Origin of the sequence: Allomuricauda sp. ARW1Y1 (assembly GCF_013407935.1) — a bacterium.
Lineage (GTDB): Bacteria > Bacteroidota > Bacteroidia > Flavobacteriales > Flavobacteriaceae > Flagellimonas.
Genome location: NZ_JACBZU010000002.1, coordinates 372,220 through 396,261, shown reverse-complemented (window position 1 = coordinate 396,261; position 24,042 = coordinate 372,220). Strand labels below are relative to the sequence as shown.

The 24,042-nt window shown below is 44.6% G+C and carries 22 protein-coding genes; 15 read left to right on the top strand and 7 right to left on the bottom strand.

Going from position 1 to position 24,042, the window contains the following annotated elements; translation table 11 throughout:
- Nucleotides 1–12 precede the first annotated feature (12 nt).
- From GGE08_RS06545 to trxB, 14 genes are all read left to right on the top strand, one after another.
- Nucleotides 13–858 carry an NmrA family NAD(P)-binding protein gene (locus GGE08_RS06545; RefSeq protein ID WP_179384096.1) on the top strand — a complete coding sequence of 282 codons (846 nt, stop codon included), beginning with the start codon at nucleotides 13–15 and terminating at the stop codon, nucleotides 856–858.
- A 93-nt stretch (nucleotides 859–951) separates the two neighbouring features.
- Nucleotides 952–1,236, top strand: a complete 285-nt coding sequence (locus GGE08_RS06540) for a hypothetical protein (RefSeq protein ID WP_179384095.1) — start codon at nucleotides 952–954, stop codon at nucleotides 1,234–1,236.
- A gap of 103 nt (nucleotides 1,237–1,339) precedes the next feature.
- Nucleotides 1,340–4,351 carry a VPS10 domain-containing protein gene (locus GGE08_RS06535; protein ID WP_179384094.1) on the top strand — a complete coding sequence of 1,004 codons (3,012 nt, stop codon included), beginning with the start codon at nucleotides 1,340–1,342 and terminating at the stop codon, nucleotides 4,349–4,351.
- 133 nt (nucleotides 4,352–4,484) lie between these two features.
- Nucleotides 4,485–5,096, top strand: coding sequence for an alpha-ketoglutarate-dependent dioxygenase AlkB family protein (locus tag GGE08_RS06530; protein WP_179384093.1), 612 nt, complete (start codon nucleotides 4,485–4,487; stop codon nucleotides 5,094–5,096).
- A gap of 94 nt (nucleotides 5,097–5,190) precedes the next feature.
- Nucleotides 5,191–6,021 (top strand): endonuclease/exonuclease/phosphatase family protein, encoded by an 831-nt coding sequence (locus GGE08_RS06525; protein WP_179384092.1) that lies wholly within the window; start codon nucleotides 5,191–5,193, stop codon nucleotides 6,019–6,021.
- A 183-nt stretch (nucleotides 6,022–6,204) separates the two neighbouring features.
- Nucleotides 6,205–6,660, top strand: coding sequence for a (2Fe-2S)-binding protein (locus GGE08_RS06520; protein WP_179384091.1), 456 nt, complete (start codon nucleotides 6,205–6,207; stop codon nucleotides 6,658–6,660).
- Between the two features lie 17 nt (nucleotides 6,661–6,677).
- Nucleotides 6,678–8,879, top strand: coding sequence for a xanthine dehydrogenase family protein molybdopterin-binding subunit (locus GGE08_RS06515; protein ID WP_179384090.1), 2,202 nt, complete (start codon nucleotides 6,678–6,680; stop codon nucleotides 8,877–8,879).
- 467 nt (nucleotides 8,880–9,346) lie between these two features.
- Nucleotides 9,347–10,801, top strand: coding sequence for an arginine decarboxylase (locus GGE08_RS06510; protein WP_179384089.1), 1,455 nt, complete (start codon nucleotides 9,347–9,349; stop codon nucleotides 10,799–10,801).
- A gap of 19 nt (nucleotides 10,802–10,820) precedes the next feature.
- Nucleotides 10,821–11,756, top strand: coding sequence for an agmatinase (speB, locus tag GGE08_RS06505; RefSeq protein WP_179384088.1), 936 nt, complete (start codon nucleotides 10,821–10,823; stop codon nucleotides 11,754–11,756).
- Nucleotides 11,749–12,723 carry a deoxyhypusine synthase family protein gene (locus tag GGE08_RS06500; protein ID WP_179384087.1) on the top strand — a complete coding sequence of 325 codons (975 nt, stop codon included), beginning with the start codon at nucleotides 11,749–11,751 and terminating at the stop codon, nucleotides 12,721–12,723. Before speB ends, GGE08_RS06500 begins: the two co-directional genes overlap by 8 nt.
- A gap of 2 nt (nucleotides 12,724–12,725) precedes the next feature.
- Entirely contained in the window at nucleotides 12,726–13,034 is a 309-nt protein-coding gene (locus GGE08_RS06495; protein ID WP_179384086.1) for a hypothetical protein, read from the top strand.
- Between the two features lie 29 nt (nucleotides 13,035–13,063).
- The gene (locus GGE08_RS06490) at nucleotides 13,064–13,849 is read left to right on the top strand and encodes an RMD1 family protein (RefSeq protein WP_179384085.1); all 786 of its coding nucleotides are present in this window, start codon (nucleotides 13,064–13,066) and stop codon (nucleotides 13,847–13,849) included.
- A 13-nt stretch (nucleotides 13,850–13,862) separates the two neighbouring features.
- A complete protein-coding gene (gene rimK, locus GGE08_RS06485; protein ID WP_179384084.1) occupies nucleotides 13,863–15,233 on the top strand; it encodes a 30S ribosomal protein S6--L-glutamate ligase in 1,371 nt (456 codons plus the stop codon).
- 541 nt (nucleotides 15,234–15,774) lie between these two features.
- Nucleotides 15,775–16,746 (top strand): thioredoxin-disulfide reductase, encoded by a 972-nt coding sequence (trxB, locus tag GGE08_RS06480; protein ID WP_179384083.1) that lies wholly within the window; start codon nucleotides 15,775–15,777, stop codon nucleotides 16,744–16,746.
- Between the two features lie 166 nt (nucleotides 16,747–16,912).
- Here trxB and GGE08_RS06475 read toward each other — a convergent pair whose 3' ends face one another.
- From GGE08_RS06475 to GGE08_RS06445, 7 genes are all read right to left on the bottom strand, one after another.
- Nucleotides 16,913–17,356, bottom strand: coding sequence for a hypothetical protein (locus GGE08_RS06475; protein ID WP_179384082.1), 444 nt, complete (start codon nucleotides 17,354–17,356; stop codon nucleotides 16,913–16,915).
- A 195-nt stretch (nucleotides 17,357–17,551) separates the two neighbouring features.
- The gene (locus GGE08_RS06470; RefSeq protein WP_179384081.1) at nucleotides 17,552–18,598 is read right to left on the bottom strand and encodes an aminotransferase class I/II-fold pyridoxal phosphate-dependent enzyme; all 1,047 of its coding nucleotides are present in this window, start codon (nucleotides 18,596–18,598) and stop codon (nucleotides 17,552–17,554) included.
- Nucleotides 18,598–19,608 (bottom strand): dipeptide epimerase, encoded by a 1,011-nt coding sequence (locus tag GGE08_RS06465; RefSeq protein ID WP_179384080.1) that lies wholly within the window; start codon nucleotides 19,606–19,608, stop codon nucleotides 18,598–18,600. Before GGE08_RS06465 ends, GGE08_RS06470 begins: the two co-directional genes overlap by 1 nt.
- 107 nt (nucleotides 19,609–19,715) lie before the next feature.
- Nucleotides 19,716–20,438, bottom strand: coding sequence for a head GIN domain-containing protein (locus GGE08_RS06460; RefSeq protein ID WP_179384079.1), 723 nt, complete (start codon nucleotides 20,436–20,438; stop codon nucleotides 19,716–19,718).
- Nucleotides 20,439–20,605: 167 nt separating this feature from the next.
- Entirely contained in the window at nucleotides 20,606–22,342 is a 1,737-nt protein-coding gene (locus GGE08_RS06455) for a PspC domain-containing protein (RefSeq protein WP_179384078.1), read from the bottom strand.
- 9 nt (nucleotides 22,343–22,351) lie between these two features.
- Entirely contained in the window at nucleotides 22,352–22,681 is a 330-nt protein-coding gene (locus GGE08_RS06450; RefSeq protein ID WP_036385693.1) for a PadR family transcriptional regulator, read from the bottom strand.
- A 242-nt stretch (nucleotides 22,682–22,923) separates the two neighbouring features.
- Entirely contained in the window at nucleotides 22,924–23,406 is a 483-nt protein-coding gene (locus GGE08_RS06445; RefSeq protein WP_179384077.1) for a DUF4870 domain-containing protein, read from the bottom strand.
- 169 nt (nucleotides 23,407–23,575) lie between these two features.
- On the opposite strand from GGE08_RS06445, the gene GGE08_RS06440 reads away from it, so the two are divergent.
- On the top strand, nucleotides 23,576–24,031 hold the full coding sequence (locus GGE08_RS06440; protein ID WP_179384076.1) for a DUF4442 domain-containing protein: 456 nt from the start codon (nucleotides 23,576–23,578) through the stop codon (nucleotides 24,029–24,031).
- Nucleotides 24,032–24,042 lie beyond the last annotated feature (11 nt).

Below are 24,042 nucleotides of genomic sequence, written 5' to 3'. Positions count from 1 at the left end.
AAAATAACAGTCATGAAAACAGAGAACATCTTAGTTATTGGCGGAACCGGAAAAACGGGCCGCCGTGTTGTGGAAAATGTAATTCAATCAGGCCACAACGTAAGGGTTGTTGGTAGAAAAACGAGCCCGGCATTCGATTGGGAGGACCCATCCTCCTATGCCGCCGCCTTAAAGGGAATGGATAGGGCCTACATCGTATACTATCCCGACCTTGCCGTCCCGGGGTCTAAGGAAGCCATTGAAAAACTTACGGAGGCCGCTTTGCGGGAAGGATTGGAAAAGGTGGTGCTATTATCCGGTAAAGGGGAGAAGGAAGCCGAGGCTTGCGAGGACATTGTCGCAAACTCAGGGTTAAACTACACCTTGGTTCGAGCCTCATGGTTCAATCAAAACTTTAGTGAGGGTGCTTTTTTGGAATTCGTATTGAACGGGCAAGTAGCCCTGCCGATGCCAGAGGCGGAGATTCCCTTTGTAGATGCTGATGACATCGCCGATGTAGTGGCCAAAGTGTTAGTGGATGATCGCTACAACGGACAGACCATCACTGTAACCGGACCCCGAAAAATGACCTTTGGGGAGGCTGTGGAGGCCATGGCCGCAGGAATCGGAAAGGAAATACAGTTTCACCCGATCACCATTGAGGAGTTCAAAGCGGGAATGAAGCAGGCCGGATTGCCCGACTCCTATGTTTGGCTCTTCGGATACCTGTTCCAAGAGGTATTGGGCAACCCGGATAATCAAGAAATATCTTATGATGTGGAAGAAGTTTTGGGACGGCCTGCCACTGATTTCAATACCTACGTAGAAAAAACCGTAGCCACGGGGATTTGGAACCAAGACCTCTCACATACCGTTTAGGTGAGGGTAATGTTTAAAACGGCAACTCGACCTAACCGTTGGAATTAATCACGCACGTACCAAACTGGTTTGGTACGTGCTAAACATAAATGTATGACCAAAGAGGAAAGAATTGCAATGATAAACGTTAGCTGGGAACTGCACAATCAAATAGAAACGGCCTATGTACAGCACCCTGCCCAAAAAAATGATGAAGCCTGGTTGGAAAAACAGCGTTTGCTTCTTGCCGATATGGCCCTTCATCTTTTACAAACTTCTCTAAACCCCGAGGCGATTAAGTTAGATCGATTACGGGACAACTTGCATGCGATTTTGACTATTTCAGATCAGTTTTTGCCAGAGGTTGGCTTGAAAAAGATGACGGATCATTTGTATTGAGAGCTTTCGTTGGTCATAAAATCCGACAATTCTATTCCCGACCGTTTCAGATTGGCTAGGTATTTAGTAGATTTGGGGTTCAACCAAACTATTCAACTGACTCATGAGCTTAAAGCAACGTTCTTTTTCTTTCCTTTTTTCATTTTTACTGAGTTTTGCCCTTTTTGCACAAGATTTTGAAGCTTTGCAATACCGTACCATTGGTCCCTTACGAGGAGGCCGTGTAACTACGGTAACTGGAACTCCTCTGCAACCGGGAACCTTTTATTTTGGGGCTTCTGGTGCCGGTGTCTGGAAAACCGAGGATTATGGAACCTCTTGGCACAATGTATCCGACGGATTTTTCAAAACACCTTCCATCGGTGCGATTGAAATCGCTGCCAACGATGCCAATATCGTATATGTGGGAACCGGTTCTGACGGTATCAGAAGTAATATTATCTCTGGTAAAGGAGTGTACAAATCCATAGATGCCGGCAAAACATGGGAGCACATCGGCCTAGAGAATGCAGGCCAGATCGGTGCCGTGGAAATAGACCCCACCAATAGCAATATAGTCTGGGTGGCGGCTATTGGAAACGCCTTTAAACCCAACGAAGAACGAGGTATTTTTAAAACCACCGATGGCGGAAAAACCTGGGAAAAGGTATTGTATGTTTCCGAGGAAACGGGCTTTGCCGACTTGGAATTATTGCCAGGAAATCCCAACGTGGTGTACGCAGCCGCATGGAAATCGCGAAGGACTCCATGGACCATAGATTCAGGAGGTGAAAACAGCGAAGGTGGCATCTATAAATCCGTGAACGGAGGGAAAGATTGGGTGAAATTGGAAGACGGACTCCCAAAAGGTTTGATCGGTAAAATTGATTTGGCTGTATCCCCGGTAGATTCAAGAATACTTTATGCTGTTGTTGAAGCCCCGGGAGAGGAGAGGGGATTGTACAAATCGGTAGACCAAGGAAAATCCTTTGTCCATGTTTCGGATGATGAACGTTTGGTCAACCGACCATTTTACTATACCAATATTGAGTTGGACCCCACCAATCCAGACATTGTGTATTCCAATGCCAACCCTCTAATAAAGTCGACAGATGGTGGTAAAACCTGGACACGCATGAGTGTGCCCCACGGCGATAACCACGATATATGGTTGAATCCCCATAATCCAGATTTGTTGATCCAATGTAACGATGGAGGCGCCAATGTTTCCCACAATGGCGGAAAAACGTGGTCCACACAATACAACCAACCTACCGCGGAAATCTATCAAGTAGCGGTGGATGACCAATATCCCTATTGGGTCTATGGCGCTCAGCAGGACAATACCACCTTGGCCATTCCTAGTAGGGCTCCTTCGGCAACTTCTCCAATAAATGGACCGGTGATGTTGGATGTAGGGGGATGCGAAACTGGACCGGTGATCCCCATGCCGGGCAACCACTACATCGTTTACAACAATTGTAAAGGACGCTTTAGCGTATACAGCAAGAAAACAGGACAAAGCCGTGAATATTCCATTGGGGCATCCAACATTTACGGACACAATCCAAAGGATTTAAAATACAGATTTCAGCGGGTGGCACCCATCCATGTGTCCCCTTACGACCCCAAAACCGTTTACATGGGGTCCCAATTTTTGCACAAAACCAACAATGGCGGACAAAATTGGGAGATTATTTCCCCAGACCTTACGGCCAATGAACCCGATAAACAAGTAATCTCTGGTAATCCCATTACCCGCGACATTACAGGGGAGGAATACTACAGCACCCTATATTCCATAAGGGAATCGAAAATCAGCAAGGGCTTGATTTGGACCGGCTCCAATGATGGGGTCATCTCCGTGACCAAGGATGGCGGGAAAACATGGAAGAACGTCACACCCAAAAAAATGCCCAAAGGTGGTAGGGTAGAGTCCGTGGAACCATCACAGTTTGATCCGGCCAAGGTCTATATCGCCGTGGACCGTCATTTATTGGGGGACGAAACCCCCTATCTCTACAAAACCGACAACTATGGGGAAAGTTGGGAGCTTATCAGTACAACTTCCAACGGAATTCCTTCCGATTACACCACAAGGGTTTTACGTGAAGATCCGGTGCGTGAAGGATTGCTCTACGCGGGAACTGAATACGGAATGTTTGTGTCTTTTGACGACGGTACTACGTGGAAAAAATTTCAGCAAAATCTGCCCGTCACCCCAATTACCGATATAACCCTATTCCGAGGGGATTTGGTATTGAGTACCATGGGCCGTGGGTTCTGGATCTTGGACAAAGTGACCACGCTTCAGGATGAAAAAATTACGCAATTGGGCGATAGCCCGGTATTGTTCCAACCGGATAATACATACCGATATCAAACCCCTTGGGGAGGCGATTTTCCAAACTACCCATCGACCAGTGTAATTATTGACTACTATCTGCCTTCTGACATCAAGGACGGGGTGAGCCTGCAAATTTTGGATGCCCAAGGCAAAGAAGTTGCCACCATTGTAAGTGATTCCACGCAGCTCAAATCCACCACGGAAAAAGTGGAGGACATGAGCCTGAGCATGACCTTTGTGTACATGGATGAAAAATTGGAAACCAAAAAGGGTATTAATCGTTTTGCATGGAACCTAGAGCAAAAAGGCGCTTGGGCAAAGAATAAAAGAAGACGATATCGAAATGGCCCCATGGCCTTGCCGGGCAAATACACCGCCAAGTTGACCGTTGGAGACCAGTCTTTCGAAAAGCCATTTGAGATATTGATGGACCCAAAACTGGAAGGCGATAGCGTTACCATGGCCGATTTGCAGGCGCAACAGGCACTTCAGTTCAAGGTTATAGACCTGTTGTCCGATGCTCGAATGTTGCAGGATAAGGTAGAGGAAAAGATAAAGGAACTTGAAAAGGCCAACGCCAGCGAAAGTCAGCTTCAGCCTTACAAAGATATTTTAAAGGAACTCAAAAATGATGATGGCGCTTATCCCGAGGTAGTAATGGTGGCCCAAATTTCCTATTTATATTACATTTTAAGTAGTGGCGACAAAGTACCCGGGCAAGAAGAAAAAGACCGTTACCAAGAATTGTTGGTTGAATTCAATCAACTTAAGGCGAAACTGAATTTATAACCATAAACTCTGTTTTAGAAGATTCAATCTTTGGGGGAATTTAATATTGATGCTACTTCAAAGAATGGACTAAAGTAACCTAGATTAATCGGATTTAACTAAAAGGGAAAACTATAAAAATAGGCAACGAGTTATGGATTTGTTTACACATCAAGTAGACCCATCTAAGAATTGGCTCCCCATGGATGGTGTGGTGCAATATTTTGGTGCTATTATGCCAAAGGAAGAAGCGGACCAGTACTATCAAACACTACTTGAAAATATACCTTGGGAGCAGGATGTGGTGCACATGTTCGGTAAACGAATCGTAACCAAGCGAAAAGTGGCCTGGTATGGAGACAAACCTTTTGATTACACCTATTCCAATAGCACCAAAAAGGCTTTGCCTTGGACTCCAGCGCTACAAAAACTCAAAGATATCGCCGAAACCCTGACCAATGAAACCTATAATTCCTGTCTGCTCAATTTATACCATTCCGGGGAAGAGGGAATGGGCTGGCACACGGACAATGAAAAGGAACTAAAAGAACAAGGGGCCATTGCCTCCTTTAGCTTTGGGGCGGATCGGAAATTTGTCTTTAAGCACAAAACCACCAAGGAAAAGGTGGAGTTGTTCTTGGACCATGGGAGCCTGCTGGTGATGAAGGGCGCAACACAAACGCATTGGTTGCACCGCTTACCACTCACCAAAAAAGTGTTAGTCCCAAGAATCAATCTCACGTTTCGGACAATAATCTCTGTGTAGCTTAAAAAGGAACGTTTTAATCATTTGGTAACGGGAAAACGCCGTAAAATTTTAATGGTCCATTTATCTTGCAGTACGGCTAATCGCAAATACAATGAAACACATTCTTTTAATTCTTTTTTCAGTTGGGTTGATGTTCCACATGCAAGCACAGTCCATCGACGTGATTTCTTATAATATCCGTTACGATAATCCGGGTGATGCACCCAATCATTGGGACAACCGAAAGGAATTTTTGATTTCGCAACTCAACTTTTACCGGCCCGATGTATTTGGTGTCCAAGAAGGATTGATTCATCAGGTGAAAGAAATTGATAATGGTCTAAAGGAGTACGCCTATTTTGGGGTGGGTCGTGACCATGGGGATGAGCGTGGGGAGCACACCGCGGTTTTTTACAACACCACAACGGTGAAACTTATTGAACAATCCACCTTTTGGCTGTCTACCACCCCCGAAAAGCCATCCAAAGGCTGGGATGCTGCTTTGCCCCGAACCTGTACCTACGGTCTTTTTGAAAAAAGGGAGGATGGCACCCGTTTCATGGTTTTCAATACCCATTTTGATCATGTGGGTGCACAAGCTAGGGAAGAAAGTTCCAAATTGATTCTAGAAAAAGCCAAGGAGCTGAACACTGAGGATGATCCCGTGGTGATTATGGGAGATTTCAATCTGGAAAGTGATAGTAAAGGGGTTCAGGTAATCTTAACCGCAATGGCCGATGCCCACATTGCAGCAGGAACCAATGCTTTTGGTCCAAAGGGAACATTTAATGGGTTTAAATTTAATGAGCCTGTGGAGCGGAGAATTGACTACATTTTTGTTTCAGATGATTTTGAGGTGCTTAAAAGTGCCATTTTGAGCGATTCCAGGGATACCCGATATCCTTCCGATCACTTGCCTGTTTTTGCCCGATTGGCCTACTAAAAAATAAAGTTTGGCTTGTTGCATTTATCACGGTCAAAATACCAAATATGGCCGAGTTATTTATACTGGTTTTAAGTAAGGGCGAAAAACCAAAAAACAATGTTAATTTTAACAGGATGTTTAGGTTTCTCCACTCATTTTAGACAATAAATCTTTAACTTGAAGGACAATTAATCAACTCATATGGCTTCATTTACACTCAACATTAATGGAAAACAACAGGAGGTGGATGTAGATCCGTCTACACCCATGCTCTGGGTTTTAAGAGATCACCTCAATTTAGTGGGAACAAAATATGGATGTGGTATCGCACAATGCGGTGCTTGCACGATTCATTTGGATGAAACGGCAACAAGGGCTTGCATGCTCACAGTGTCTTCCGTAGGAAATTCGGAAATCACTACGATAGAAGGATTATCGGAAGAAGGCGATCATCCGGTCCAAAAAGCTTGGTTAGAGGTGGATGTGCCCCAATGTGGATATTGTCAGGCGGGTCAGATCATGACCGCTTCGGCGCTTTTGGAGAAAAACCCAAACCCGACCGACGAGGAAATCGAAATGGCCATGAACGGTAACATCTGCCGTTGTGGTACCTATACCAGAATCAAGAAAGCCGTCAAGCTAGCGGCCAAATCATAAATCCAAAAACAGTAATCATGACACTTGTAAAGACTAAAATAGGACGACGCGCCTTTATTCGGAATGCAGGACTGGCCAGTGGTGGACTCGTTATTGGGTTTAATTGGTTGGCTTCTTGTAAAATGACGCCCGAGCAGGTCAACAGCCTGCCCAAGGAGTGGTTCGAACTGAACGGCTTTTTAAAGGTGGGCGACAATGGTTTGGTAACCATTATGTCCCCAAACCCTGAAATAGGGCAAAACGTAAAAACATCCATGCCCATGATCGTGGCCGAAGAGCTCGATGTGGCCTGGAAAGACGTTATCGTGGAACAAGCACCCCTAAACACGGCTATCTTTACCCGGCAGTTGGCCGGAGGTAGCCAGTCCATCCGACAAGGGTGGGAAGGTTTGCGAATGGCCGGTGCTACCGCAAGATATATGTTGAAAGAGGCGGCAGCTCAGGCATGGGGCGTGCCAGCCAACGAAATCACCACTAAAGATGGAACCCTGACCCATGAAGCCAGCGGAAAATCGGCTGGATATGGTGAAATGGCCTCTGCTGCAACGAGCATTGAAGTGCCCGACGAAGTAGAACTCAAGGACAACAATAGTTTTTCCATTATCGGTACCGACAAGAAAAACGTGGATGGTAAAGCCATTGTAACCGGTAAACCCTTGTTTGGATTGGATGTGTACAAAGAAGGTATGTTGACAGCGATGATCGTTCATCCCCCTGCGTTCGGAATGAAATACAAGGGAATGAACGCCGACGCCGTAAAAACAATGCCCGGAATCAAAGATGTATTCCACTTTGAGGTCTATCCCGAAGGCATGGAAAAACAATGGTCCGATCAAGGAGGTATTCCAGAATTGGTGGCCATCGTAGGGAACAGCACTTGGGAATGCATGCAGGCAAAAAAAGCGCTCAATGTAGAGTGGGAGCAAGACTCTATGGCGGAAAGTACCTCCTATCACGAAGAGTCCCTGGCCCAACTGTTGGAAAAGCCCACAGAGACTCCTGCAAGAAAAGATGGTGATGTGGATGCGGCTTTCAAAAAGGCGGCAAAAATTGTGGAAAGCACCTATTCAGCTCCGTACTTGGCGCACAATACCATGGAGCCCATGAACTTTTTTGCACATGTTACCCCAGAAAAGGCTGAACTTTTAGGACCCATACAGACCCCGGAATTTGCAGAAAAATCTTTGGCTGCCCGTTTGGGCATGCCCTTGGAAAAAATAGATATCATGATGACCCGAATGGGCGGTGGTTTTGGTCGTAGACTTTATGGCCCGTTCGTTATCGAGGCCGCCGTAATCTCCCAAAAAATGAATGCACCCATAAAATTGGTGTACACAAGGGAAGATGATATGACCCAAGGTACTTACAGACCTTCTTATAAGGTTAAGTATAGGGCCGGGTTGGACGAAAATGGCAATTTGATTGCTTGGCACGTTCGTGGAGCAGGAACCAACGATGATTTGGTTTTCGAAAATCGTTTCCCAGCGGGTGCCGTGGATAATTACCTGGCAGAAAAGCATAGCTTGTCCACCAATGTAACTACTGGAGCTTGGAGAGCACCACGATCTAACTTTATTGCAGGGGCCGAACAAGCCTTTATGGATGAAGTGGCCGAAGCTGCTGGAAAAGACCCATTGGAATTTAGATTGGAACTTTTTGATAGGGCCATCAACAACCCTGTGGGCGATCCGGAAAACAACGATTACGATCCAGAACGATATGCAGGCGTCCTTAAGTTGGTCAAAGAAAAAGCCAATTGGGGTACCGATACGGGCAAAGCGCGTGGGGTAGCGGCCTATTACTGCCACAACTCCTACGTTGCACAAGTACTGGAGCTGGAAGATGGGGGCGATATGCCCAGAGTGGATAAAATCACCTGCGCTGTGGATTGCGGTATCGTAATTAATCCACTGGCAGCCAAAAACCAGATTGAAGGAGGTATGATCGATGGTATCGGTCACGCCACCTACAGTGCCCTGAGCTTTGAAAATGGTAGACCAGAGCAGTCCAATTTTGATACCTATCGACTCATTCGTCACTCCGAGGCACCTAAGAATATTGAGGTACACTTTGTGGACAACGGTATCGACCCGACTGGTTTGGGAGAACCTTCCCTACCCCCGGCAATCGGCGCATTGTCCAATGCACTGTACCAAGCAACGGGAAGACGCTTTTACAAGCAGCCGTTCATTAACGACAAGCCACCATTGGTAGGTTAGGCAGTACCGTTCAACATATTTTTAAAAACCTAAACTGGTCAGTAGCGTTTTGTTACTGGCCAGTTTTGCTTTTCACGAATCGTTATTTTGATTTTTAAGACATAAAATATTGATAATCATTGGTTTGTGTTGATGAATTTTTTATGTAAAAAAACTTGCAGTATTGGATTTTTAGTTATGTTTGCCCCATAAATGAGTCCAGCCAAATTGGACGCATTGCCTATAAGCTTTGAAGACTTTTTTCATGTTCGGGCTTTTGGGGATAAGAAAGTCTACCCAACAAGCCGTCTTAAGAAGAAGACACCGGATACACGGGCTGACTTTCGAAAAACCACATGATATCAGCCGTGATATTTCACGGATTCCCTACTTTGTACCCTATACCATATTTGAATTTCGTATTTGAGAAATGGTGATTTTTCTGGTTCTATATTTCTCACTATCTTTTATTCAACAACGAAATTTAAATGAAAACAAAGTACATCGATCTGATCGAGCAGACCTATGATTTCCCACAAGAGGAATTTCAATTGAACAACAACAGACTGGAGTTTCACGGTATTGATTTATTTGGATTGGTCCAAAAATATGGTAGCCCCTTAAAGTTTACCTATTTGCCCAAAATATCCGACAATATCCAAAGGGCAAAGGGTTGGTTCAATGCAGCCATCAAAAAGCATAAATATGCCGGTAAGTACCATTATTGCTACTGTACCAAAAGTTCCCATTTTGAGCATGTCCTCAACGAAGCCTTGAAAAACGACATCCATATTGAGACCTCGTCAGCCTTTGACATCAATATAGTGCAGCACCTGAAGAAAGCTGGTAAAATTACCAAGGATACTTTCGTAATCTGTAATGGTTTTAAACGAGATCAATACATCAACAACATCGCTGGATTGATCAACAATGGTCATAGGAAGTGCATTCCCATTATCGATAATTACGAAGAGATCAACTTGTTGGGCGAAGCTATCGATGGCAAGTTCCAGATCGGGATTCGGATTGCATCTGAGGAAGAACCCAAGTTTGAGTTTTATACCTCAAGACTGGGTATCGGTTACAAGAATATTGTACCCTTCTTCAATCAGTCCATAAAACCAAATGAGCAAGTTGAGCTTAAAATGCTCCATTTCTTCATCAACACGGGAATTCGTGATACCGCCTATTATTGGAACGAGCTGCTCAAATGTTTGAAGGTGTACATCAACCTAAAGAAAGTATGCCCAACCTTGGACAGCCTTAATATAGGAGGTGGGTTCCCGATTAAAAATTCCCTGGCATTCGAGTATGATTATGAGTATATGGTAGACGAAATCATCCATCAAATTGGTCAGGCCTGTCAGGAGGCAGGAGTGGAGCCTCCCCATATTTTTACAGAATTCGGAAGCTTTACCGTGGGCGAAAGTGGTGGCACCATCTACGAAATCCTGTACCAAAAACAACAGAACGACCGCGAAAAGTGGAACATGATCAATTCCTCGTTCATTACCACCATGCCGGATTCTTGGGCCATAAGCAAAAGATTTATAATGCTGCCCATTAACCGTTGGAACGACGAGTACGAGCGTGTGCTTTTGGGCGGACTTACCTGCGACAGTGACGATTATTACAATTCGGAACAGCACATGAACGCCATTTATCTGCCCAAATATCGAAAGGATAGGCCGCTTTACATTGGTTTTTTCAATACAGGGGCCTATCAAGAAACGATCGGTGGATTTGGAGGATTGCAGCATTGTTTGATTCCTCATCCCAAACACGTTTTGATCCAACGGGATGAAGAGGGCAACCTAGAAACATCGGTTTTTGCCGAACAACAGACCGCTGGAGAGTTCCTGTCCATTTTGGGTTACGAAAGCAAGGATAAGACAGATGAATTGGTTGAAGCCGATGATGTGTCGGTATCTAGCAATAATTGAAAAAGAAATCAATAAAAAAATGAAAACAGAAAGAACATATGCCGGTATTCCAAAGGAATACGGTTCGGCCGAAAAGGCCAAAGTAGTATTGTTGCCCGTTCCCTACGATGGTACCAGTACTTGGGGCAAAGGTGCGGACAAAGGTCCGGAAGCCTTCTTGGAAGCCTCGGAGAATATGGAAATCTATGATATTGAAACGGATAGCGAAGTTTACAAACAGGGCATTTATCTAGCCGATACCTTGGATGGTTTTGATACACCCGATGCTATGGTGGAATCTGTTCACAAAACGGTGAAGGATTACATCAACCGAAATAAAATGGTAACCATGTTTGGTGGGGAGCATTCCATTTCCATTGGCGCAATTAGGGCATTCAACGAGTGTTTTGAAGACCTTACCGTTTTACAAATCGATGCCCATGCCGACTTGCGAAAAGAATATGGTGGCACCAAATATAATCATGCCTGCGCGTTGTACGAAGCCAATGAGACCACCAATTTGGTACAGGTGGGGATTCGTAGCATGGACCATACCGAAACCTTGGTGATGGATAGGGACAACGTATTTTTTGCCCATGAAATGGTTTCCGATGATTTTTGGATGGATGCCGCCTTGGACTTGATGACGGACAACGTGTACATTACCTTCGATTTGGATGCCTTCGACCCATCCATACTGCCATCGACCGGAACACCGGAACCTGGTGGGCTGTTTTGGTACGAGACCCTCGACTTTTTGCGCAGGGTTTTCAGTGAGAAGAATGTCGTAGGTTTTGACATCGTGGAACTATGCCCCAATGATGTGGACCGCTCGTCAGATTTCTTGGCAGCCAAGCTCTACTATAAAATGTTGAGCTATAAATTTTCAAACAATAACGAATTCATGGATGAAAGTTTTGAGGACGATGACGACTTCAAAAAATCCAAAAACAATTTAGAAGATTACGATGAGTAACAAAGGAGAAATTTCAAAATTCATACAAAAATACTTTTTGCACTTTAATTCGGCCGCCCTTGTGGATGCCGCAAAAGGGTACGAAGATCAACTGGAAAAAGGTTCCAAAATGCTGGTTTCCTTGGCGGGTGCCATGAGTACGGCAGAACTGGGAAAAATCTTTGCAGAGATCATCCGTACCGATAAAGTCCACATTGTCTCCTGTACCGGGGCCAATCTGGAGGAGGACTTGATGAACTTGGTGGCGCACTCCCACTACAAAAGAGTGCCCAATTATCGGGATTTGACCCCCCAACAAGAGTGGGATCTATTGGAAAATGGACTCAACCGTGTAACCGATACTTGTATTCCAGAGGAAGAGGCTTTTAGACGACTTCAGAAGCATATTTATGATATTTGGAAAGAGGCCGATGAAAAGGGAGAACGTTATTTTCCGCATGAATTTATGTACAAACTGCTGTTATCCGGGGTTTTGGAGCAGTACTACGAAATAGACATCAAGGATTCGTGGATGTATGCCGCAGCGAAAAAGAACCTGCCTATAGTGGTTCCAGGTTGGGAAGACAGTACCATGGGGAACATTTTCGCCAGCTATGTGATCAAAGGAGAATTAAAGGCCAGCACCGTCAAATCTGGTATCGAGTACATGACCTTTTTGGCCGATTGGTACCAGAAAAATTCGGAAAACGGGATAGGTTTCTTCCAAATTGGAGGCGGTATTGCAGGGGATTTCCCCATTTGCGTGGTGCCCATGTTATACCAAGATTTGGAACAGACCGATACCCCTTTCTGGAGCTATTTCTGCCAAATTAGTGACTCAACCACAAGTTATGGCTCATACTCTGGAGCTGTTCCCAACGAAAAGATTACCTGGGGCAAGCTGGATATCGACACCCCAAAATTTATTGTAGAATCCGATGCGACCATCGTGGCGCCTTTGATTTTCGCTTATTTACTAGACATGTAATCATGAGGAAAGGACAAACCCCCGCTTTAAAACGAGTGATCGTAGATTTTAAGAAATTGGACAAACACATGCTCAACCTTCTGGTGGAAAAATTTCCCGATGGTTACGATGATGATGATATCGTGACCTACAGGAACGCCAATAACGAGGTGGTGGAGTGTGTTGAAGTCCGTACCGAGGACACGGCTTATCTGGTCAAGGTGAGCAAACGATTGGTTATGGCCATGGAGGATTTTGATGATTCGGACAACGATTCCGAGGACGAATCCGATTTGAACACCGACGAACTGGAAGGTTCCGAGGAGGAATAGTTGCAACAATAACTTCATATTTTACCGAAATGGCATCAGAGGCATTGGCCCTGCATCTTGCCACCAGTATCAATATAACTGCGTGCAGGAAAGCCTTGGACAAAGAACTGATTGTAGGGGATAGGGACGAGCTTTTCTATTCCGATGCATCCCGTTACCTCTATATATTCAGGTATGGGGTGGTCTCGTTTTTTGGGTATTCGGAGCCTGAAATTGCTCAACTTTTAAAGGAAATTGAGCCCTATTGTGAAGAATGGCGTCCATCCGACATCAACGAAACCATGGAAATGGAGTTGGTGTCCGATCGGGAAAACGCAAGCATAGAAAATGAAAAGGTGCTGCTTCCAAAATCAAACGTAGAAGGCATACGTTTGGCCCTGTTACATTTGTCGCAGTCCGTGGCTTTGGATTATTATGCAGGTCTGTCCGAACAGGCCATGAAAGAGACCCGTGAGCACACCACCTATTTGGAGGAAAACGGAAAATTGGACATCGGCGGCAAAAAGCTAAAGCGGCATATTGCAAAAGTATTGAACATAAACAACCAGATTTCCGAAAACCTGTATATTTTTGATTCCCACGAAGTAGTTTGGGAAGATTTGGAACTGGACCGATTGGATAAGGGTCTCAAGCAAATCTTTGACCTAAAGGAAAGATATAGGAACATAAAGGAACAAGGACATGTGATCAAGGAAAACCTGAGCCTGTTCATGAACATAATGGACCACAGGGAGAGCAGTAGGCTCGAGTGGATCATTATTATATTGATTTTGGTAGAGGTGATAGACTTGTTCATTATGCGATTAATCAGTTAAAAAAGACAGTATTTTGAGCGATATTAAAGTTTTGGGCAGCGAAGAATGGTGCCGTTTCGATGATTTGGGAATTCCGGCCATAAAAGCTAGAGTGGATTCTGGAGCAAAAACATCATCCATCCAAGCCAGTAAGATCAAAGTATTTAACAAAGGGTTGGAAGAATGGGTTAGGTTTGAGGTCAATCCGGTTCAAGACAATAGAAGCATAGGAATTCTTTGCCAAGCTAAATTGGTCGATGTACGAAACGTAAAAAGCTCGGCCGGTATCGGTGAAGAACGACCGGTGATACGGACCAAAGTAAATATAGCAGGTAATGTGTTTGAAATAGATCTTACCTTGGCCAATCGGGATACCATGGAGTATCGGATGCTATTGGGCCGTGAAGCCATGAATGGAAGATATCTGGTAGACCCTTCCCAAAGTTTTCTTCAAGGGGATATTACGGATGATGAGTTAGAAGAGAAGTACAAGCCTTATACCACAGAAAAAAAGGGCTTGCGCATAGGGCTTTTGGCCAGTAATCCCAATTTGTACAGCAACAAGCGCATTATCGAGGCTGGCGAAATGAGAGGTCACAAAGTCGTCTTTTTGAATGTGGAGCATGTGTATATGAAGTTGGATGCGGCCACCCCCGAAATCAGATACCGCGGAGGGAACATTTTGGACAAGTTCGATGCCGTGATTCCACGGATTAAACCCGCCGTAACCTTTTATGGTTGTGCGCTTTTGCGACAGTTTGATACCTTGGGCGTGTATTGTTTGAATTCGGCTGACTCTATCGGTAGGTCCCGCGATAAACTATTTGCTTCACAGTTGTTCTCCAAAAACGATATTCACATCCCAACAACGGGCTTCGCCAAATCCCCGATGGACACCAAGGACCTTATCCGTATGGTGAGCGGTGCCCCTTTGATCATAAAATTATTGGAGAGTACCCAGGGCAAAGGGGTAGTACTGGCAGAAACCAACAAGGCGGCAGAAAGTGTAATCAATGCCTTTAAGAGTGTACAGACCAACATCTTGGTACAGGAGTTTATCAAAGAGGCCAACGGACACGATATCCGTTGCTTTGTGGTGAATGGCAAGGTGGTGGCCTCCATGCAACGGACTGCGCAAAAAGGAGAGTTCCGCGCCAATATTCACCAAGGAGGAGCGGCTTCAAAGGTAAAAATCACTCCAGAAGAGCGTAAATTGGCCATCAAATCCGCCAAGGTCTTCAATTTGGATGTGGCCGGTGTAGACCTTATTCGTTCCAACAAAGGACCATTATTGTTGGAAGTAAACTCTTCTCCCGGTCTGGAAGGTATCGAAAATACCACCGGCAAGGATATTGCCAATGTAATGATCGAGACCATTGAGCGTAAACTGAAATACAAGCAATAATTTTGTTTTTTGATTAAATAGCTGGAATTCAACATTTTGCTATTTTTGTCATATTTTCCTACGCGAGGTCCAAAAAACGCATCGATCAATTCAAAAGGAGCATCCGTCAATTCAGAAGGCCCATCCGTAAATTCACCCACTAAAAATCCAACGGGCAGCACTATGTTTGTACCAGATAACGAAAGCTGCCAAGCTTGAGTTAAAACCTTAAATAGGATTGGGGTGATTTATAGGGTACTAAGTGTTCTTTACCTGACATCTTATTTGTTAACAAGGTTTACGTTGCTCCAAGGGGTTTTTTGAGGTTGAGCCCCTTGGTTGTAACGGTTTCTAAGATCAAATATATGTTCCCATAAATTTGACCTACTTTTTCGGAAAGGAGCCGGTCCATCCGGCTCCTTTTTATTTATGGGCTTTTTTTGCCCGAGAAAGGTCCTTCATCCCAATTGTTTACATCTTTTAAAAAAACTGGAAAACCTGATGGTGTAAGTTTTTGGACAAAAAACCTACTTTTGTAAGGTAATTTATCAGGAGAAGATTTATGTCAGAACAAGTGGAAAGAATCAAAACATTGATTATCGGATCGGGTCCAGCAGGTTATACCGCTGCCATTTACGCCTCTAGGGCGGATTTAAAACCAGTTTTATATACGGGAATGGAGCCCGGTGGCCAGTTGACCACCACTACTGAAGTGGACAACTTCCCAGGGTACCCCGAAGGAGTGGATGGTCCCACCATGATGATGCAGTTGCAACAACAGGCCGAAAGGTTTGGAACGGACGTGCGCATAGGTATGGTAACCGCAGTGGAGTTGAGCGATGAAGTAGGAGGTATCCACAAAATAACGGTGGATGATAGCACACAGTTGGAAGCGGAAACCGTTATTATTTCAACCGGAGCATCCGCTAAATATTTGAACTTGCCCAGCGAGCAACGCTTAAGGGGCGGAGGTGTCTCTGCTTGTGCCGTTTGTGATGGCTTCTTTTATAAAGGACAAGAGGTCGCCATTGTTGGGGCAGGGGATACAGCCGCCGAAGAGGCATCCTATTTGGCCAATATCTGTACCAAAGTGACCATGCTCGTCCGTAAGGATTACATGCGTGCCTCCAAAGCCATGCAACATCGCGTGAACAGTTTGGATAATATTGAAATTCGATACAGTACAGAGGTTGAAGAAGTATTGGGCGAACAGGTGGTAGAAGGCGTTCGTGTGGTGAACAACGAAACAGGGGAGAAAGAAGATATCCCAGTAACAGGACTGTTTATTGCAATCGGTCACAAACCGAACACGGATGTGTTCAAAGGACAATTGGATATGGATGAGACGGGCTATATCATCACCCAGCCCAAATCCACCAAAACGAACAAACCTGGTGTTTTTGCCAGTGGCGATGCACAGGACAAAATCTACAGGCAGGCAGTTACCGCTGCGGGTACGGGCTGTATGGCAGCCTTGGATGCCGAACGCTATTTGGCAGCCGTGGAGAGCAAAGAGCTTCAGGCTTCGGAATAGATTGGAGTTTTCCTCAAAAAAACGCTGTCTAAAAGGCTTTTATATTTGAACATTGTCAGGTTGAGCGCAGTCGAAACCCAATGGTCGTGAATGATTATTAAGTTCTCGACTGCGCTCGAACTGACAGATAATTCGCTTTTCAGACAGCTTTTTTTGTGATTGTAATTTAATCAATCCGCTTGTAATTTTCGGAAAACGTTCGGTTACCCTCCGAATCAACCGTAATTTGGCTGAAGGAGTCCTCGTTTAAAATGAGTTCAAATGTAAAGTTTCTCATGGTATCCAAGGCCTTCATCATGTCGTCGTCCCCGTATTCGATAACCTCTATCAACGAGTTGTCGGTTACCTTGTATGATCCGTAGCCAAACCTTCCGTTGGGTTCGTCCGGAACATATCGGGTCCACATAATTTTCTCCTTGGAATACATTTTAACCTGTCGGTAACCATCCGACTTTTCAATCGTATCTATGACGTTTTCACCGTCATAGTTGTAAAAACTCTCTAATTCCCACGTTCCTTCAATGCTAGGGCTGTTTGGATAAGGTCCTGTAAAGCTTACTGCCATCAAGAGAACCAGGATAAATGCGAAAAGTAAAACTGATTTTTTCATAGTGCCCTACCTTTTAAGTTCCTAAATGTGATATCTAAAAGGTAAGAATAAATTTTAACAATATTAAATTATACCCCATATAAATTATGTAAAGTGTATTTTTAAGTGATTTTTATTGTTAAAAACATAATGATAATTCAATTTTACTGAAGAATATAACAGGTGGGAAATTGGGTGGAGGCCATAGCACGTTTTTTAGGGCAACAAAGTGTCCAACGCAATCCAGAGTTGTTCTATATCTTTTTTGGTATGATAGGCAGATAGTACAATGCGGCTGACCAAAGGTCCGTTCGCATCCGGGTAGTTGAAATTGGTGAACAAAAATCCCTTTTGTTCCAATCGTGAAGCCAAGGCGGCGTTCTGGAATTCAAATGTGGGATGACCCGGTAAATGAACAAAGAAGCTCGGGGATTTCAACTGGGAACGAAAATGATGATAGTTTTCCCCTAAAATACGTAAGCGTTCCGAATAAAGGTTCTTAGCTCCCAATAGCGTGGCCATAAAGGCTGGTGATGCAGGACTGGCACCACCAAAAAAGGGGGTAGATTCCAATGCTTGGATGTCCGTTGAATTCCCAAATACAGCTCCTGCCTGTATGCCCATGGCTTTTCCAAGTGAACAGCAGACCAATAGCTTTTGTGCCCCCAATGTTTGCAGCATCCCAAAACAACCGTTTCCATTACTCCCAACAAGACCGATACCGTGAGAGTCGTCCCCCACCAAAATCAGTTGTTCCAAGGGTAGTTGGCGTAATCCATCAAAGTTGGGGTACAGTTTACCGGAAAAGTCGATGGTATCAAAAAGGATAACAGGGGCCAAAGCGTTTTTGGATAATTTTTGGGAAACCAAGGTTTCCAATTCATCAAAACTTTGAGTTGTCATTACCCCATTAATTCGAAGCGCAGTGTGCGCATCGGGGGTTGCAATGACCGGATGCCCCTTTTTGATAAAATGATCAACGACCAATTGTGCAGCCAAATAGCCGCTGGACATACTCAAACAGCCCTCACTGCCTACCCAATGGGCCAAGAGGTCTTCCGTTTCTTTATAAATGTCCAATGCAATGTTCGCTTTGCGCGAAGCGCCGTAGTGCATGCCAAACTTGGATACATTTGTAAGGTAAAGCTCCTTGAAGGGAGCATAATTTTGAAGGCCCAAATAGGCCGTACCTCCAAAATAGAGGTAGGATTGTCCATCAATTAGGATTTCCCTATCCGGTATGCGCTGAACCGAATGTGCCATTAGAGCAATTCTATGCCGCTACCGGGCAGTTCTGGAAAAACGACTCGTCCACCTTCCAAAATGGATACGCCAGTGGCAATATCTCCTTTAAGCAACATGGCACCGTCCATATCCACGTAGTCCAATTGCGGCAATAGTTGGGCGATGGCCGATATACCTACCGTGGACTCTGTCATACAGCCCACCATCAACTGTAGTCCGAGTTCTCTGCCTTTTTTGATCATGCGTCGCCCGGGTGTCAACCCACCACATTTGGTCAGTTTGATATTGATGCCATGAAAATAGGGCCCACATCGCTCTACATCCTCCTCCACAATACAGCTTTCATCGGCAATTACGGGAAGTACCGACTTTTCTTTTACCAATGCCATACCTTCCCAATCATCAGCCTTTAGGGGTTGTTCCAAAAATTCTACACCCAATTCTTTCAATAATGGTGCATTTTTAATGGTTTCCTCCGCTGTCCATGCGGTATTGGCATCAATTCGGAAAATACTATCGGTATGTTTGCGCAGTTCGCGCACTATGGCGACATCATTAGAAGTACCTAATTTGATTTTGTACAGGGGCCACGGTTTTTCCTGTAGTTTGGCCACCATTTTTTCGACGGTGTCGATACCAATGGTATAATTGGTCATCGGATATGTTGCAATAGAGGTACCCCAAAGCTCATAAAGCGGTTTTCCCCGAAGCTTGCCGTACAGGTCGTTGGCGGCCAAATCCAAGGCGCAAAGGGTAAATTTGTGGAGATCGAGTGATTCCAAAAACTCATAAAACCTTTCCGGAGTGTCAAAATCATAGGCTTCAATTTGACTTCTGACGCCTTCGATTTCGGCCATCATCCCTTCAATGGTAATTTTGTAGTAATCGTTGGAAGTCGCTTCCCCGTATCCTGTTTTGCCATTTAGGGAGAGACCTACAATCAGAGTGTCTTGTTCGTCCCGCGATTCCCTGGAAATAGTGAAGGTATGGGCAAGTTGGAGTATGTATTTTTTAAGGACTATCTGCATAGGTGGTTTGTATTGCGTCTTGCTAAGATAGGACTTCACCCAAACATAATAAAGACAAAAGCCCACCGAAAACTCGGCGGGCCTTTGCATATTTAAAGGGAATTGGATTAATATTTGCTCACGCTTCCAGAGACGGATTTTTTGGTCTGTACACTGGCATCACCAGTATACCGAATGTCTGCTCCACTGCTGGCATCGGCCACTAGGGATTCTGAAACGTTTACCGAAATGTCGGAACCGCTACTGGCATCTGCATTGCACCTTTTTACCATAAGGTCCTGTGCCTTAATATCGGAACCACTGCTGGCATCCGCAAAAAGGGCATCTGCCTGACCTGATATTTTGATATCGGCGCCGCTACTGGCATCGGCAGAAACTTCTCCGGCAACCAGCTCTACGTGCAAATCGGAGCCGCTACTGGCATCCAGTTCAATATTCTGGGCCTTAACTACATTTTGTGCGATAAGGTCGGCTCCACTGGAACTCTCCAAAGCCGTGATTTCCGGTAAGGTTACGTAAACGTTTTTGGTGGCCCTGCCAATATTTTCGATGGCATGGATTCGTAATCGTCCATCTTTGATATCGGTTCCGATAAGGTCGATAATGTTCTCGTCGGCCTCCACGGTGATGTTGAATTCGGAACCTTGGGTAACAAATACGTCTATGCCCTCCGAGGCGGACACCACGTCAAAGTCTTCCTTTACATCGCGGCTTTCTTCCACGATTTCACCGTTTCCGGTTTTTCCATTGCCAAAATTCACATCCATCATGCAGGAGGATGCGAAGAGGGATAGTAGTGCGGCGATTGCTAATCTTGCTAGTGTTGTCATGATTGTTGTTTTTTTATGCTCAGCTTGACTGGGTATATCTCAGCTCAACTGGGCATCTTGATTGATTTTGAGATTTGATTTTAAATTTCTGAATAAATTCAGTGTAAATGTCTGATTATGTGTGCTTTTTTGGCAATAAAACCCACTGAATTGACGAAATAAGCGACTCAATTGTTACTTTTTTCATTGGCCTTCACTTTTACGCCGTCTTCATTGATCTTCATTTCAAAGGAATCTTGGTCATCCTTGATGTCGATATCAATACCATCTTCGTTAATGATGATCTTGCCCTTGCCATTGTTATCCTCATCGTCATCATCTTCTGGGCAGTCCAAGCATTGCAACTCTCCGTCGTCATCCATCAACCAGTATTGGCCGGCAATACCACTTCGGTAATAGCCTTGGTCGTTATCAATTCCCCTACCAATATAGCGGCTGGTGTTGTCATCAAAATACACCGTTTTCCCTTCGGGAATATAAATGGTAACGGTCACCTCTTGATTTCTTGCCTTGTTGGCTGTTTCTGTGGTCAAATATTTGTCCAGTAGGATTTCATTACCATCAATGCTATATCCGTAAGCGATGTTCTTGGCACGGTCGCGGGCAGCCAGCGTAGAACTACCATCGGCATCTTTTCGAATGTTGATGCTGATGGAGTCACTTTCGGCCCTTCGTATTTTGATATCCACTTCGTCCGATATCAAAATCCGGTTGTCGTTGTTGTCATATCCAAAGGTCATTCGGCCAAAATGGATATCTTCCCGGTCGTATTCCCTAAAACCGTCCTTCATGGCGATCATCAAGGTATCGGAGGGTATTTCGAAAGCCAGTTCTGTTCTTTCGTTTACACTTCCGGTGTACGAGAACTCCGCGGCTTGCCGTATTCCGAACACAATCAAGGTGCCCACGGAAATCAGCCATAGACCCAACAAAGCGAATTTGGCAATGTTTCCAATGGATTTCAGGTTGTTCACCAAAATCTTCAAACCTAAATAAAGGACGAAGAAGAACGGAATCCCCACAGCGAAAAACAACAGGATGGATACCAACCAAACTGGTGCACCAGAGGTGTTCACGATTTCGTAAAAGTCTACGCCCGGTACATTTACGGCATCGAACATACCTACGGTAAACAGTCCGAAGAACAAGCCTACCAAGGTGGATGCCCCGATGATGATCAACAATATGCCTATGAACTTGCCAAATACCTTGAACAGGAACAGGATAATGTCCCCGATGGTATCAAAAAAGGTCTTGGAGCCGCTTTTGACCTTGTTGCCCACTTTTTCGTAGTCAACGTTTTTTACTTTGTCTGCAACATCATCAAACCCCTCTTTAACTTTGCGTTCTATATTGCTGATGTTGACGGGCTCCCCCCGCATGTCCAATTTTTGGGAGGTAGTGGCGGCCTCGGGAACCAAAATCCATAGCAGGATGTAGGCGATGAGCCCAAAACCACTGGTAAATACAGCCAATAGGATAAAGATGAGCCTTACCCAGAGGGCATCGATGCCCAAATAATGTTCCAAACCGGCACAAACACCACCAATATATTTATGGTCGATGTCGCGGTACAATTTTTTGGCCCGGGTTATGGGTTGTGCGTAGCTCTTTTTGGGTTCGTCCTCAAAAATGTCCTCGTCCACCATGTAATCTTCGGGCTGTCCCATCACATCGATTACCTGATCTACCTCTTTATTGGTGATCACTTGGCGTTCATTCTCCATTTTCTCCAGAAAGAGTTCTGCGATCCTTGCCTCAATATCGGCAATGATCTCGTCGCTGCCCTTGGTGCCGGAAAAGGAGCGCTTTATGGACTCCAGATACCGTCTGAGCTTATTGTACGCATCGTCGTCTATGTGGAAGAGCGTATTTGCTAGATTTATATTTACTGTCTTGTTCATTTTTTGATTCTATTTTGTGTTGGTTACCAGATTGACTGCATTTCTAAGTTCATCCCAGGTGCCGTTGAGTTCGTTGAGGAACAACTGCCCTGTTTCGGTGAGCGCGTAATACTTGCGGGGAGGTCCCGATGTGGATTCTTCCCAACGGTAGTTGAGCAGTCCCGCGTTCTTTAGCCTTGTGAGCAAAGGGTATATGGTACCTTCCACTACTAACATCTTTGCGTCTTTCAAGGCTTCCAGAATTTCTGAGGCATACTTGTCGTCATCCTTTAAAATGGACAAGATGCAATACTCCAGAACCCCCTTACGCATTTGTGCTTTTGTGTTTTCTATGTTCATAATTTCATGGTTCTAAATTTATGCTGAACTGGGTTCGGCATCTGATTAACAGTTTTTCTTTGTTCTTCCAAACTTGATTTGGTTTGGTTTCGTTTCCACTCCATTCCCCTGAATTGGGCAGGGGAGTGGAAACGGTTCTTTGATTGATGATTTGATGATGTTTTTCGTTTTTTGATTGATGGTTAAACTCCGTTTTTCTTTGATCGATGATGAATGCTTTGGAGGTGATGAAGCTCCTATAGTTATTTGATGAATTTTATGGTAAATGGATATTTAAAATATTCCCCCTCGTTGGTACGTATGGTGGCCAAGATGGTGAATACGATGTTGACCACCGCCAAGGCCACTTGTAAAAACCCGGATATGCCCACAGGCCAGATCAGTCTCCCAAACCTAAAATCGTCACTGTCGATATGAATGTTTAGGTTGTTAAGGTCGCTTAACCCGTGGAACCCGAAAAAGTTCCAATCGAACAAGTCTGGCCAAAACCCGATAAAAAACGGAATAGTGACCAAACCTGCCACGATGGAGTAAAGCAACATACTAATCTGAAAGTTGAGCGCCTGTTTGCCGTTGTAATCGACAAACGCGTGCTCTTTTTTGTTGGCGGTCCACAAGATCAACGGAAGTATAAAATTCCCAAACGGGATAAAGTACTTCGAGAACATGGACGCGTGGATGATCGCGGATAAATTTCGTTCGTGTTTGGTGATAGTAGTTGCCATTTTTTGATTGATGTTTTTTGATTGTAAAGGGGTTAACCTATTAGCTTACGATGCAAATATATATCCAAAAGATGGTACTATGCAAAACAAAGTACTATAATTTAACATATAATTAACAATAATAGATAATTTCTTTTTACCTATTTTTAGGCTGACATAAATCAAGGATATGGCACTGACACCCAGTAAAATCAATATGTTCACATTTATGAAGCTCCCCTCGGCATGGTGGTGCGGAGTGCGTCTAAAATATATTGACGAAAAAAAGGCTACAACTACGGTAAAGCATAAATGGATCAATCAAAATCCGTTTAAATCCATGTTTTGGGCCGTTCAAGGCATGGCTGCCGAGCTGAGTACAGGCGCATTGGTGATGAACGAAATCCAGAAGAGCGGCAAAAAAGTTTCCATGCTCGTAGCGAACAACAAAGCCACTTTTACCAAAAAAGCTACGGGACGCATCAATTTTACATGCGAGGATGGTGAACTGATTGCCGATGCCATTAAAAAGACCGTTGAAACGGGAGAGGGGCAAACCTGCTGGATGAAAGCCGTAGGGGTCAACCAAGATGGGGTAGCCGTGTCTACTTTTCATTTTGAGTGGACGGTGAAGGTGAAGGCGTAGCAGGGGTAAAG